This is a genomic window from Thiosulfativibrio zosterae (genome assembly GCF_011398155.1).
Taxonomy (GTDB): Bacteria; Pseudomonadota; Gammaproteobacteria; order Thiomicrospirales; family Thiomicrospiraceae; genus Thiosulfativibrio; species Thiosulfativibrio zosterae.
Map to the genome: position 1 here is coordinate 208,461 of NZ_AP021888.1, position 13,627 is coordinate 222,087.

The 13,627-nt window shown below is 45.3% G+C and carries 9 protein-coding genes and 2 pseudogenes; 6 read left to right on the forward strand and 5 right to left on the reverse strand.

Features of this window, described 5'->3' with window-relative positions; genetic code table 11:
• Window positions 1-72: 72 nt before the first annotated feature.
• Window positions 73-1,908 (reverse strand): ammonium transporter, encoded by a 1,836-nt coding sequence (gene amt / locus THMIRH_RS00780; RefSeq protein WP_173289809.1) that lies wholly within the window; start codon window positions 1,906-1,908, stop codon window positions 73-75.
• Between the two features lie 220 nt (window positions 1,909-2,128).
• Window positions 2,129-2,515: a RidA family protein gene (locus THMIRH_RS00785; protein ID WP_173289812.1), complete on the reverse strand. Its 387-nt coding sequence runs from the start codon at window positions 2,513-2,515 to the stop codon at window positions 2,129-2,131.
• Between the two features lie 193 nt (window positions 2,516-2,708).
• Here THMIRH_RS00785 and THMIRH_RS00790 point away from each other — a divergent pair, with 193 nt between their 5' ends.
• From THMIRH_RS00790 to THMIRH_RS12175, 6 genes and pseudogenes are all read left to right on the forward strand, one after another.
• A complete protein-coding gene (locus THMIRH_RS00790; protein ID WP_173289814.1) occupies window positions 2,709-3,608 on the forward strand; it encodes a metal ABC transporter solute-binding protein, Zn/Mn family in 900 nt (299 codons plus the stop codon).
• Between the two features lie 11 nt (window positions 3,609-3,619).
• On the forward strand, window positions 3,620-4,411 hold the full coding sequence (locus THMIRH_RS00795) for a metal ABC transporter ATP-binding protein (protein ID WP_173289816.1): 792 nt from the start codon (window positions 3,620-3,622) through the stop codon (window positions 4,409-4,411).
• On the forward strand, window positions 4,404-5,789 hold the full coding sequence (locus THMIRH_RS00800; protein WP_173289818.1) for a metal ABC transporter permease: 1,386 nt from the start codon (window positions 4,404-4,406) through the stop codon (window positions 5,787-5,789). Before THMIRH_RS00795 ends, THMIRH_RS00800 begins: the two co-directional genes overlap by 8 nt.
• Window positions 5,782-6,672: a metal ABC transporter permease gene (locus THMIRH_RS00805; protein WP_173289821.1), complete on the forward strand. Its 891-nt coding sequence runs from the start codon at window positions 5,782-5,784 to the stop codon at window positions 6,670-6,672. Before THMIRH_RS00800 ends, THMIRH_RS00805 begins: the two co-directional genes overlap by 8 nt.
• Before the next feature lie 160 nt (window positions 6,673-6,832).
• Window positions 6,833-8,380: pseudogene (locus THMIRH_RS12170) on the forward strand (PAS domain S-box protein); the annotation flags it as partial.
• Between the two features lie 792 nt (window positions 8,381-9,172).
• Window positions 9,173-9,727 (forward strand): annotated as a pseudogene (locus THMIRH_RS12175) (methyl-accepting chemotaxis protein); the annotation flags it as partial.
• 82 nt (window positions 9,728-9,809) lie between these two features.
• Here THMIRH_RS12175 and THMIRH_RS00815 read toward each other — a convergent pair.
• From THMIRH_RS00815 to THMIRH_RS00825, 3 genes are all read right to left on the reverse strand, one after another.
• Window positions 9,810-11,978, reverse strand: coding sequence for a RelA/SpoT family protein (locus THMIRH_RS00815; RefSeq protein ID WP_173289825.1), 2,169 nt, complete (start codon window positions 11,976-11,978; stop codon window positions 9,810-9,812).
• A gap of 28 nt (window positions 11,979-12,006) precedes the next feature.
• Entirely contained in the window at window positions 12,007-12,231 is a 225-nt protein-coding gene (rpoZ, locus tag THMIRH_RS00820; protein WP_173289827.1) for a DNA-directed RNA polymerase subunit omega, read from the reverse strand.
• Between the two features lie 66 nt (window positions 12,232-12,297).
• Complete coding sequence (locus THMIRH_RS00825; RefSeq protein ID WP_173289829.1) at window positions 12,298-13,527, reverse strand: 3-deoxy-D-manno-octulosonic acid transferase; 1,230 nt, start codon at window positions 13,525-13,527, stop codon at window positions 12,298-12,300.
• Between the last annotated feature and the right edge of the window lie 100 nt (window positions 13,528-13,627).

Below are 13,627 nucleotides of genomic sequence, written 5' to 3' on the forward strand. Positions count from 1 at the left end.
AGCAAAAGCTTGACTTGCCAGTGGTAAGGTTTGATTGGATCCCGTTAAAGGTTAGTTGAAAGTGCGTTAATTTTAAGCCAACACCCATTGTCCTTTGCCACGGCGTTTGGCGGTATACATGGCCTGGTCGGCATCTTTAAGCAACTCATCAACATTGGGTTCTTGTTCACCGTCAAAGATTTTTAAACCCACCGAAGCGCCCACTTTGCCATAGAATTGCCCGTCTTTTTCTAAAGGTTCTTGCAGGGTTTGAATGATTTTTTGCGCCACACTGGCCGCAAAGTTATCGGTTTGAATATTGTCGAGCAACACCACAAATTCATCCCCACCAAAACGCGCGGCCAAGTCGGTTTTGCGTATGCAGCTTGAAATGCGTTCAGCAGCGGTTTTCAAAACCCAGTCCCCGATATCATGTCCCAGGGTGTCGTTAATGTTTTTAAAGCCATCCAGGTCAATAAACAGCAGGGCATGGGTTTGATTGAGTCGCTCAAGTCGATCCAGGGTGCGGCTAAGTTGGTCAATCAAAACACGGCGTTTGGCAAGACCGGTTAAATGGTCGTAATTGGCCATGTGGTAAGTTTCATTCAGCAGGGTTTCTTTTTCGGCGCTGAGTTGATTAAAGGCTTGGGTCACATGGTTGTAATAGTTGGCAATCAGCGCCGCCTCAGAGAAAGGGTCAACCACGATGCGTTGAGTAAAGTCTTGTGTTTTGGCTTGTTTATTCATAGCAGAGGCCAAATCAAACATCGAAGTGGTGGCCTGGTGTTCACTGATATTTAATCCCATGATTTCTTGGGATTCCGACACGCGTAGTGTGAAGAAGTGATTGAGTAAGCGCAAAAAAACATAGGTGCTAACGAAGGACAGAAGTCCAATGGCGACGATACCAATCAGCTGACTTTTGAGTTGGGTTAAAAAATCCACATCTGGCACCAAGAAAGCCACCGCCAGCGTTCCAGAAACGCCAGCGAACAGGTGAACCGGAACGGCTTCAATGGCGTCGTCAATTTGATATTTGATGAGAAGGAATTTGCCAAGCGAATAAGATAAATACCCCAATAAACCAATCAACATGGCATTCAGTGGCGAAGCCAATTGTGCAGAAGCCGTAATGGCGACTAGGCCTGCTAAAACGCCGTGCATGATGTCATTCACTTGATAATGATGAGTGAGCGCTTTACTGAACAATAACCCGCTGATGCCACCAATGGCGCCTGCAATCAGGGTATTTAAAATAACAACACCGGTCTGAGCGTTAAGGGCTAAAACACTGCCGCCATTAAAGCCAATCCAGCCTAACCAAATCAAAAATACACCTAAGGTACTGAAAGCCAGATTGGATTGTTCAAATCCTTGGTTGCCCTTATCAAAGCGACCCAGTCGCGGGCCAATAATTAATATGGCCGCCAACGCCGCCCAGCCACCAACCGAGTGCACCACGGTTGAGCCGGCAAAATCAATAAACCCTAACTTAGCCAACCAGCCATCCACATTCCAAGCCCAGTGGGCTTGCATCGGATAAATGAATAAAGACACTATGACGGCAATCCATAAGTAAGCGGAATATTTAGTACGCTCCGCAATGGCGCCCGAAATGATGGTGACTGCGGTGGTCGCAAACATGGCTTGAAAGATGACAATGATGATTTGAGAAAAATCGGCTTCGTAATAAAACAACGGTGACCAGCCAATCAAACCACCATAGCTGTTGCCCAGCATAATGCTTGCACCAAAAGTGATAAATATCATAAAGGTGATGAGAAAGTCGCTGAGGTTTTTGAGCGCGGTCGAAATCGAGTTTTTAGCACGCGTTGCACCGGCTTCTAAAGCCGTAAAGCCTGGTTGCATCAGGGCAACCAAAACGGCGCTCACCAAAATCCATAGGTTGTTAATCAAGCTTTCTGCCATGGTGTTTGCTCTTTAAATGGACGAAGACCCTAGAAAAAGCAAGTTTTATACCTTTATTAAAAAATGCAAGTATATGAATGACCAGTCAATTTTGGCTTAAAGATCAAAGACATTTGATTGAGGTTTTGTTTGTATATGGTGCGTTTTTGAATGCGTATGTCCCATTTTGGTTAGTGAGCGCATACGCAATTTGAAAGGGTGTTGGGTTTAGGTGTTGAATTTAGTAAGAAGACAAGGCCATGATGCCTTCCATTTCAATGTCCGTGTCTTTAGGCAATTGCTTAACCGCCACCGCAGCACGCGCTGGGTAAGGTTGTTGAAAGTATTGCGCCATAATTTCATTGACCGTCGCAAAGTGCGCCATGTCAGTTAAGAAGATATTCATTTTCACGATGTCTTGCAAGGTGCCACCAGCCGCTTCGCAAACCGCAGACAAGTTTTTAAAGACTTGATGAATACGCACCGAAATATCGCCTTCGGCCAGTTGCATTGTTTCGGGAATAAGGGCAATTTGGCCTGATAAATAAACGGTGTTGCCAAAACGCACGGCTTGAGAGTAAGTGCCTATGGCCGCTGGAGCTTTATCGGTAGAGATGACTTGACGCATGGAGCTTTCCTTTTAGAGGTTTAAAATCGATTTATTCTATCCAAAAACAACCAGGCCTGGTTATTTTTAGGCTGAAATTAAGCCATTTTAGGGGTTGAATTAAAATGAGTCGTACCTAATTAAAAAGTTAGTCATGGCTAATCTTTTGGATTTTATCTATAATCAATTGCTTATTTAATACAGAGTTTAGGATATGCGTTTTAAAAAACTGCTGATGGTTGGGTTGTTTTGCTTAGGTCTTTTTAGCTTGCCAGCGCAAGCTCAGCCGTTGAAAGTGTTGGTGACGACTGGCATGATCGCCGATTTGGTTGAAAATATTGGCGGCTCTGCGGTGGAAGTCACCGCCTTAATGGGCAGCGGCGTAGACCCACACTTATACAAAGCCACCCAAGGGGATGTGCGCCGTTTATTGCAAGCGGATGTTATTTTTTTTAACGGCTTGCACCTCGAAGGCAAAATGCAGGATATGTTTGATAAATTGCAGCGCAAACAGCCAGTCTTTGCTGTGAGCGCCAACATTCCAGAAAATCGCTTACGCCATTTTGGCGCAACAGCGCATGACCCGCATATTTGGTTTGATGTGTCCTTATGGTTAATGGCTGGCGAAACGGTTTTACAAAAACTCAGCGCACAAGACCCAGCGCATCAGGCGGATTATCAGGCCAATGCCCAAGCCTATTTTGCCAAGTTAAAAGCCCTGGATACTTGGGTGCGCGCGCAAATTTTGCAAATTCCTGCCCAACAACGCGTGTTGATTACCGCTCATGATGCGTTTGGTTATTTTGGCGATGCCTATGGCATGGAAGTACGCGGCTTGCAGGGCATTAGCACCGCTACCGAGTTTGGGTTGCGTGATATTAAAATTTTGAAAGATGTCATCGCCGAGCGCAAAATCAAGGCAGTGTTTGTTGAGTCCAGCGTGCCGAAGAAGTTTATTGAATCCTTGGTGGCTGGCGTGCAAGAGTCGGGGCATCAGTTGGTGATCGGCGGTCAATTGTATTCAGATGCCATGGGATTGACTGGCACACCCGAAGGCACTTATATCGGCATGGTCACTGCCAATGTCAATACCATTGTCAGTGCGTTAAAGTAACGGAATTAAAGATGCAAAACCTGATTGAAAATTCTCCATTAGTTGTGAAGCAACTCAGTATGCGTTATCACCATAAACCGGTGTTGACCGATGTCAGTTTCTCGATTCCAGAAGGTAAAACCATTGCCATTATTGGCCCAAACGGCGCTGGCAAATCGACCTTATTAAAAGGCATTATGAATTTAGCACCGACCATGTCGGGCGAAGTGGCGTTTTTTGGTGAGCCTTTAGATAAAAAACGCTTAGCAGTCGCTTATGTGCCGCAGCGCGAAGAGTCGGACTGGGATTTTCCTATTCAAGTGATGGATGTGGTGTTGATGGGGCGGCACGGCCAGTTAAAATTTTGGCAAAGACCCAGCGCACAAGACCATCTGATTGCTGAACAAGCTTTAAGTGATGTGGGGATGCTTGAGTTTAAAGACCGCCAAATCAGTCAACTCTCGGGCGGTCAACAACAACGCGTTTTTTTGGCGCGTGCTTTGGCGCAAAAAGCCAGCTTGTATTTAATGGATGAACCCTTTGCCGGGGTGGATGTCACCACCGAAAAAGCCATTATTGATTTGTTTAAAGAACTCAAAGCGCAAAATAAAACCGTGGTATGCGTGCATCATGACCTTAGCACAGTGGGGGAATATTTTGATTGGGTGGTGATGATCAACGCCCGTTTGGTGGCGTCAGGCCCCGCTGCAGATGTTTTGACACCTGAAAACCTCAATAAAACCTACGGCGGGCGCTTGTCATTGCTCAGCGAAATGACCGAAAAACTCTATCGCTCTAACTTGAGCAAGGTGCATGATGAATAGTGCCAGTAGTGCCAGCCTAGTGCCACTCGATTTTTGGGTGTTAATGCGCGAGTTTTGGTCTTTTCAAGATGCCAATGTGCTTTGGGTAGTGGTGGGTTCGATGTTATTAGGCATTGCCGCTTCGGTGGTGGGCAGTTTTGCATTTTTACGCAAACGCTCTTTAATGGGCGATGTCTTGGCACACGCCGCTTTACCGGGGGTGATGACAGCGTTTTTATTGGCACAAACCAATACCCCTTGGGTCATGTTTGTTGGCGCTTTGTCGAGTAGTTTTTTAGGGCTGTTGTTGATGGATTGGATACCCAAAAATAGCAAAATCAAACCCGATGCCGCCATGGCCATTACCCTATCTTTTTTCTTTGCTTTGGGGTTGATGGAGCTGTCTTATATTCAAGGGTTGGAAATCGAAGGCAAAAGCGGCCTAGATAAAATGCTGTTTGGGCAAGCCGCCGCCATGTTGCCAAAAGACATTGCTTGGCTCAGTGGTGTAGCAGTCTTGATTTTAGTCACCATTGGCTTGTTTTTTCATAAGTTTCGATTGATTGCGTTTAATCGAGTCTATGCCCAAACCCTGGGTTTGAATTTGGCATTTTATGAGTTGATTTTAGCCTTGCTGATTGTGTCTGCCGTGGTCATTGGGCTGCAAGTGGTCGGGGTGGTTTTAATGGCGGCGGTGCTCCTAACCCCCATAGCGGCAGCCAGATTTTGGAGTCAGCGTCTGAGTCATTTGTTGTGGATTGCGGCCATTATTGGTGGCTTAAGCGGACTTATCAGTGCCAATATTTCTTATATGGCACCTGCCATGCCCACCGGCCCTTGGATGGTGGTGGTTTTATCGTTATTCTTTTTGGTATCGTTTTTGTTTGCGCCAGAGCGAGGCTTGGTTGCCAATGCAAGAGCGCTCAAACGCCTGCGCCAACAGGTGCAAGAAGAAAATGTTCTTAGAACTTTTTATGTGCTGAATGAGCGCCATCCATCGCACCATGCAGACCAAGCCTTGCACCTAGACAAGCGGTTTCATCAAGAAGATATTTTGGCCAATCGCGCCATGTCAGTTTCGGTGCTAAAACGCACTCTGCATCGTTTGGTAAACAAGGGCTGGGTAGAGCAAACGCCCTTTTCAATTACCTTAACACCTGCGGGCGCACAAGAAGCCAGCCAACTCACGCGTCGTCATCGACTTTGGGAAAACTATTTGATTGAACAGGCCTCCATTGATTCCAGTCAAGTGCATCTGCAAGCTGAGCATATTGAGCATTTGTTAACCGATGTCGAAACCCGAGAAATAGAGCAAACCCTCAGCGGTGCTTCACACGACCCGCACGGCAAGACCATCCCATCAGCCGTCGGTGTGACTTTGGAGAAGCCTCATGCATGAGTTTTGGATTTTAGCCACCGCCAGTTTGGTGGCCATCAGTGCCTCTATGGTGGGTGTGTTTTTAATCTTGCGCCGCATGGCGTTGTTGGGCGATGCCATCAGTCACTCGGTGTTGTTGGGTATCGTGGGCGGTTATTTGTTATCGGGTAGCCGCTCGATTGCGGTGATGCTGATCAGTGCCACTTTAATCGGTTTATTGACCGCTTGGTTGTCTAATGCCTTGCACCGCTTGGGCAAATTACAAACCGATGCCAGTATCGGCATAGTGTTCACCTTGTTTTTTGCTTTAGGGGTTATCTTGGTTTCCCTGTTTTCCGGACAGGTGGATTTAGACCAAGAGTGTGTGCTGTATGGTGAGTTGGCATTCGTGCCCTTTGATACGATTACCTTTGGCAATTTAGAAGCAGGCCCTCGCGCTTTTTGGATGATTGGGCTGGTGTTTTTAATTAACCTTGGGGTTTTGGTCTTGGCGTATGAGCGTTTTAAATTGGTGTCCTTTCATCCCGCCTTGGCGATTTCACTGGGGGTGAATGTTGCCTTTTGGCATTATTTATTGATGACACTGGTGTCCTTAACCACGGTGGCTTCCTTTGAGGCAGTTGGAGCAATCTTGGTGGTGGCGTTACTGGTGATTCCTGCGAGTAGCGCTTACTTATGGGCAAAATCGTTAAAATCCATGCTGTGGATTGCGGCGGCTTATGGTCAGGCATCGGTGTTGATTGGCTACGCGTTAGCGCGTTGGCTGGATAGTTCTATTGCGGCTTCGATTGGGGTGTCTTCTGGTTTGTTATTGTTTTTAACCTTGGGCATTTTGCAAATTCGTAAACTCAAACAAAAAACCTATGTTGACCATAGTTTGAAAGCAGAAGCAGTGGAGCTTTAGAGGTCAAACGGTCATCTCTCTTTTTAATCCCAAATTTTTGCATAGCGCAATGAATCATGAGTTCTATTTATACCTTTCTTTAAGTTTATTCCATCCTTTACCGGCTAGATTTTTGCTAAAATCTCATAAATTAAAATCATACTAGGTCTAAGGAAAGGTTATGAACCAGAATATTCGTTTGGCAGCCAATGTGGATGCTGATGGAAAGATAATATACATCAATAATGACTACCTTAAATGGACGGGCTACGATGCCGCGGAATTAATCGGCCAGTCTGTCTTAAGCCTTCGAGCGCCTAATTTTCCTAAGTTAATTCAAACGACCATTTATGAGCAAATGCGCAAAAATCAGTCGGTGCAGTTTCCTGTGCAAGAAGCTAAAAAGAATGGTGAGCTTTATTGGGCCGACATGGCTATTCAGCCTATTTTTGAAGGGGGCGTTTATCAGGGTTACACCTCGGTTAAGCGCATCCAAGAGGACGCCAAGCGCATCGCAGAAGCTGAAAAACTGTATCAGCAAATTCAACAAGGTAAGTTGGTTTACACCAATGGTGACTGGGTCAGTGCCGCTAAGCATAAATGGTTGACCGGCTTACGCCTACAAACCGCTTCACTGATGACCAAAACAGTGGGTGCTTTATTGGTGGTTTCGCTGATTATTTTAGCCATAGCTTTTGTCGATGAGCAGGCGAGTTTGGCAAAAATTGAAAAAGATGCTGCGGAACTGCGCGCCCAAAATATCAAAGATGTGATTGATAACAAAATGGACAAAAAAGCAGAGGTGGGTTTAACCAATGCATTAGGCATCACCTTTACTGAGCAGATTCAAAAATTGATTGCTGAAGAAAATGTCCCAGAGCTATTAGGAATGCTCTCTGGTATGGGTAAACACTATGCCGATCAATCGAATTACAAAAATATTAAGTTACATTTTGTGAACGAATATGGCGTGTCTTTTTTAAAGTCTTGGTTGCCACTCAATAAACAAAAAGCGGCAGATATGTCTGATCGTGGATACATCAAAGCCATGATGCAAAAGCCTGAAACTCTGGTGGCGAATGCCTTATCTTCAGCAGGTTTCAATGTGAAATCAATTGTGCCGATTGTGATTAATGGTCGTTATGAAGGATTTGTTGAGTTTATCCAAGGGGTTGGTTCAATTCGCCGTGATTTTGCCAACTTGGGACAGCAATATTTGATTGCTATGTCGGTTGACTATGCCATGAAAGGCGATGAATTTAGACAGAAAAACGCCCAAAACATTCCCGTTTCGGCTGATAAAAAATGGGTGGTTGGTAACGATAAACACTTCTCTATGGAAGTGTCTGGGCCACAAATTGAAGTGCTGCGTCAAACTGACTTAGATACCTTATTTAAACAGGGTTATTTAGTGACTTCTGAGTATTATCACGCGGCTGTCCCCGTTTACGATCATGGTCAAAAACTGATGGGATACCATATCGTTACCGAGCCAGTCGCTAACTTTGCTAATTATGTGAATGAATTATCGCAAGTGGTTAAGGATGATTTTCAAAAGCTAGTGTTTGCATTGGTGTTATTGATGTTGTTGGCTTCATTGCTCTTATGGAACATGATTATCAAGCCGCTTAAAGCCGTACAAAGCACCATGTTGCATGCCGTTGAAAACCACGATTTATTTGCGCGTGTTCGCCATTACAGTAAAGACGAAATTGGTCAACTCGGCCGTGCCTATAACCAACAGTCCATGTTGTCACAGTGTTTAGTGGCCGAAGCGAATGCCGCCATGGAAGAGTTGCAGGCAGGTCGTTTATCTTATCGAATCAATACACCGTTTGATTCAGACTTTGGCTTCTTAAAAGATAGAATCAACCAGACCTGCACCACGCTGGAAAGTACTTTTGCAGTGGTTGAGCAGTCCATGGAAGCTTTAGTTAAAGGTGAGTTTCATCAACGAGTGCCTCATGATTTACCGGGTGAATATGCCAAGGTGGTGTTAACCTGTGAAACCGCCATGGTGCAGTTGTCAGAAGTGTTTAAAGACATTAACGAGGTTATGCAGTTTGCTGCCAGAGGTAAGCTTGATGAGCGTATTCACAAGCTTCAACATGGTGACATTGCGCTGTTACAAAACAGCATTAACGAGTCTTTAGCGCTGATTCAAAAAGGGTTCGGTGAAGTGATTGCGGCCAGTCAGCGCATGGCAAAAGGGGATTTTAGTGAGCCTATGACTGGGCAGTATGAATTTGCATTAAATGACGCTAAACAGGCTATTAACGACAGCATGCAAAGTTTAACGCGCACCTTATCAGAAATGAAAGCAGTGGCTTTCCAAGTGAATGACAATACCTTAAATGTGGCGGAAGGCACGCAAAGTTTAAATCAGCGTACTCAAGAGCAAGCCGCTTCTTTAGAGCAGACTTCGGCGGCCATGGAACAAACCACGGCGCAAATTCGCAGTAACTTAGAAAATACCCAAGTCGCTGCTCAAATTGCACACAAACAGTCAGCACTTTTGGCCGATGCCAATCAGTTAATGATTGAAACCAAATCTTCTATGCACAATATCGAAACGGTGTCGCAGCGTATTCGTGAAATCACCGGTTTGATCGATTCGATTGCCTTCCAAACGAATTTGCTTGCCCTCAATGCGGCGGTCGAAGCCGCCAGAGCTGGTGAGCATGGGCGTGGATTTGCGGTGGTCGCTGCCGAAGTGCGTAGTTTGGCAGGTAAGTCTGCTGATGCAACCAAGCAAATTGGAGCCTTGATAGAGTCTACGGCGCAAGCGGTTCAAATAGGGGTGTCGCAAGTTGATAAGGTGGGGAGTTCGTTAGAGCAGATCACTTCTGAAACCCAGCGTATGAGCAGTTTGGTAGAAGAAATAGAACGTGCTTCACAAGAGCAATCGCAGGGCGTGGATGAGGTGAATAAAGCTATTTCAAACATTGATAGCATGACCCAGCAAAATGCTGCATTGGTTGAGGAAACCACTGCGGCAACCGAAGGCTTGCAACAATCATCAGAGTCTTTGCAGCAGTCAATCAATCAGTTTAAATTGCAAAATCAGCTCAAATAAAAGGTTAAACGCCCTAAACAAAAAACCGCCGACGGCGGTTTTTTAGTTTTAGGCATTTCGCTTGTGCCAGATTGAGAAAATCTTAAATGCGGTGAATTTTTTCGACAATCGGTAAGCGTTTTAAAGTGCGCATGACATCCGCCAAGTGTTTACGGGTGCGAACTCGAATCACTAAGTTCATTAGGCTGTAAGTTTCGTCTTTGTCTTCTGAGCGCACCCGGTCTATGTCGGTTTTCATTTCAGCGATTTTACTGGCAACGGTTGCCAGTGCCCCGCGACCATTCAAAACTTCAATTTGTAATTCAACATTGAAAGTTTGATTAATGTCTTCTTCCCATTTCACATCCAGCCATTTCTCGGGATGATTCTTGAAGTTTTTAACATTTGGACATTCTTGGCGATGAATCACCAAGCCTTTTTCGGCACTGATAAACCCTAAAATATCATCCCCAGGAATTGGATGACAGCAACCTGCATAGTTCACCACCATGCCTTCTGTGCCAGAAATAACCAGTGGCACGGATGCGTCTATGCTGCCTTGATAGTGGAAGATGGAGTCTTCTGTGCCTAAAACCACATCGTGAATTTGTTTGGCGACCAAATTTGCCAGGCGTTGTCCTAATCCAATTTCTTGCAGCAAATGATCCCAGTCAGTGAGCTTTAATTCCGTAACGATACAATTGCGAATGTCTTCAGTTAAGCCTTGATACGACATATTGAAACTGCGAATCGCTTTGGTCAGCAAGCGTTCACCTAAGGAAGTGGCTGATTCGGATTGCTGATTTTTTAAGAAATGGCGAATCTGAGAACGGGCTTTTGCCGTGGTCACAAAATGTAACCAGGCGGGGTTAGGTTGTTGTTCTTGGCTACGAATAATTTCAACGGTTTGCCCAGACTCTAAACGCGAGCGTAAAGGCACAAGCTTTTTATCGATGCGACAGCCTACCGTTGAGTGTCCAACACTGGTATGGACTGCATAAGCAAAGTCCACCGCCGTAGAGCCTGTTGGTAAGGTGATAATTTCGCCTCTGGGGGTGAATACATAAATCACATTGGGGAAAAGGTCAATTTTGACATTCTCTAAGAAGTCCAGCGAATTACCAGCACTTTGCTGAATCTCTAACAGGTTTTTGACCCATTCTTGAGCACGCAACTCAACCGCATAACGGCCCTTATCAACTTTTTGGCTGGTCGCTTCGCCTTCCGCACTGCCTTCTTTATAGACCCAGTGTGCGGCGATGCCGTGCTCAGACACCTCATGCATTTCTTGGGTGCGCATTTGCACTTCAATGTAAGCGCCAAAGGGGCCAAATAACACCGTGTGCAGCGATTGATAACCGTTCGGTTTAGGGATGGCAATATAATCTTTAAAACGCCCTGGGAAAGGTTTGTACAGCGAATGCACAGAGCCCAAAACGCGATAGCATTCATCGGGTGTATTGACAATCACGCGGAACGCAAAAATATCTAAGATTTCATTAAAACTCAGGCGCTTGTATTTCATTTTTTTATACAAGCTGTATAAATGCTTCTCGCGTCCCACCACATTTGCCGGAATTTTATCCAAAGCTAAACGATTGGTCAGTGCCTCATTGATTTGATCAATCACTTCTTTGCGATTGCCACGCGCTTTTTTAACTGCGTTTTGTAAAACCGCATAACGCACCGGATACATGGCTTTAAAGCCAAGGTCTTCCAGTTCGATACGGAAAGCGTTAATGCCTAAGCGCGCGGCAATGGGTGCGTAAATATCGAGGGTTTCGTGGGCAATGCGGCGTTGTTTGTCTGGGCGCATGACACCCAAAGTGCGCATGTTGTGTAAGCGGTCGGCCAGTTTAATCAAAATGACGCGTAGGTCACGCGACATGGCCAAAATCATTTTACGGAAACTTTCTGCTTGGGCTTCTTGCGGGTTATCGAATTCGAGTTTACCGAGTTTGGTAACACCATCGACAATTTCAGCAACATTTTGACCAAACTTTTCAGCGACTTCAGCTTTGCTATGAGGGGTATCTTCAATGACATCGTGCAAAATCGCAGCGATTAGACTTTCGTGATCGAGTTGGATTTCAGCCAGAATTTCAGCGACCGCAACCGGGTGCCAAATATAGTCACCGCCCGATTTACGGGTTTGACCTTGATGTGCAGCAGCCCCAAATTCGAACGCAGCCTTAATGAGTTTAACTTGCTTCTTGCGTAGGTATTTCGACGCTTTTTCGATTAAACCATCAAGGCTAGTAGGGGTGGGCATGGGGAGTGCCTAGTGCGATAAAAAGGAATTAACGGAAAAAAGGTGGGGTGTCTGGGTCAGACATGACCACATCTTTGTCAATGGTGCTTTCAGCCAATTCACGCAAAGCCATAACGGTTGGCTTGTCATTTTGACGCTCTAAAGTGGGTTCTGCGCCATTTGAAATTTGGCGAGCACGCTTTGCAGCTAAAATAACCAATTCAAAACGGTTTTCAACTTGAGATAAACAATCTTCAACGGTAACACGAGCCATGAGACTTCCTTAAATTTGAGGGTAAACTATTATTTTAACGGATTTTTTATAAATTTTTTAAAAATTTTATGAGCTGGATGCTTTACGCAATTGTTTTTGGAGGGTTTTAAGGTAGTCCTCAAAAATATGGCTTTGGCTCAAGATCACCTGTTTAGCCGCTTGTCCCATCTGTTCGCAACGCTCTGGTTGTTGCAGTAAGCTTTGCATGGTCTGGCTAAGTTGTTCATAATCTTGGCATTGAATCAGTGCATTTGCTTGTAATAACAGTTCGGTTTCGGGGATAAAGTCCGACATATCTGGACCTGTGACAATGCACTTGCCTAGTGCAGCAGGTTCTAAAACATTGTGGCCACCTTTGGGAACAAACGCACCGCCCATAATGACCAGTTTGGCATGGCTAAACCAAGGCATTAAAACGCCTATGCGGTCATCTAGGTATATTTGTGTTTCTGAAGTTAGGGGCTTTTTAAGGCTATGCACTGCAAATGGCACCTTCAGCGTGGCTAACTGTTGTTGAATGGATTCACTGCGTTTGGGGTGGCGTGGCACAATCACTAAGCATTCTGGGCGTTGCAGCTTAAGCCAGCGTTGGGCAATATTGAGTTCTTCAGCGTCATGGCTTGAAGCCAGCAAAACATATTCTCGAGGGCTGAGGTTTGGGTAATCCTGGGTTTGTTCGCTTAATAAGCCGTATTTTAAATTCCCTAAGATTTGCAGCTGATCAGGACGAGCGCCAAGCGTGATAAAGCGTTGTGCCTCAGACTCGCACCGCGCCAAAATCTGTTGCGGATATTGCAGGGTTTGACCATATGCGGTCTGTAACCACTTGGGTGCTTTAAGGGTTTTGGCGGACAAACGGGCATTGATAAGGGTAATGGCAATATGATTTTGTGCAGTGAGCCGATAAAGATTTGGCCAAAGTTCGGTTTCCATGACCCAGAGCACTTGGGGTTGGGTGGCTTTTAAAAAACGACCGACGGCGCTGCTAAAGTCAAAAGGCAAATAAACATGATGAACGCTTTGGCCAAATAGGCGTTTGACCAGGTCTGCGCCAGTCGGGGTGTTGGTGGTAATGAGCATTGTATGGTTGTGCGCAAAGTGCTTAATTAAAGGTTCTGCGGCTTTGACTTCGCCCACCGATGCGCAATGTATCCAAATAGGATGCGTGTTTAAAATGGGATAACCAAAACCCAAGCGTTGTTTAAAAAAGTGCCAACCACCTTTGCGCTTGTAGGCTTCAATGGCCAGTACCAAGACAAACAAAGGGCTGAGAATTTTAATCAAAAATGTATACATGAATTGACGGGCTTTTGGTTTAAAAAGGCCTTAAAAACAACCATACCCTAAAGGGCATAAAGGCCTGGTTAAAATTAGGATAAAAAACGCTTAAAAATAT

What these genes read in the sequence shown, in the direction of transcription:
- THMIRH_RS00795 (WP_173289816.1), top strand. Translation starts at nt 3,620, where the DNA reads ATGCAAAACCTGATTGAAAATTCTCCATTAGTTGTGAAGCAACTCAGT.
- THMIRH_RS00790 (WP_173289814.1), top strand. Translation starts at nt 2,709, where the DNA reads ATGCGTTTTAAAAAACTGCTGATGGTTGGGTTGTTTTGCTTAGGTCTT.
- rpoZ (WP_173289827.1), bottom strand. Translation starts at nt 12,231, where the DNA reads ATGGCTCGTGTTACCGTTGAAGATTGTTTATCTCAAGTTGAAAACCGT.
- THMIRH_RS00800 (WP_173289818.1), top strand. Translation starts at nt 4,404, where the DNA reads ATGAATAGTGCCAGTAGTGCCAGCCTAGTGCCACTCGATTTTTGGGTG.
- THMIRH_RS00785 (WP_173289812.1), bottom strand. Translation starts at nt 2,515, where the DNA reads ATGCGTCAAGTCATCTCTACCGATAAAGCTCCAGCGGCCATAGGCACT.
- THMIRH_RS00825 (WP_173289829.1), bottom strand. Translation starts at nt 13,527, where the DNA reads ATGTATACATTTTTGATTAAAATTCTCAGCCCTTTGTTTGTCTTGGTA.
- THMIRH_RS00815 (WP_173289825.1), bottom strand. Translation starts at nt 11,978, where the DNA reads ATGCCCACCCCTACTAGCCTTGATGGTTTAATCGAAAAAGCGTCGAAA.
- amt (WP_173289809.1), bottom strand. Translation starts at nt 1,908, where the DNA reads ATGGCAGAAAGCTTGATTAACAACCTATGGATTTTGGTGAGCGCCGTT.
- THMIRH_RS00805 (WP_173289821.1), top strand. Translation starts at nt 5,782, where the DNA reads ATGCATGAGTTTTGGATTTTAGCCACCGCCAGTTTGGTGGCCATCAGT.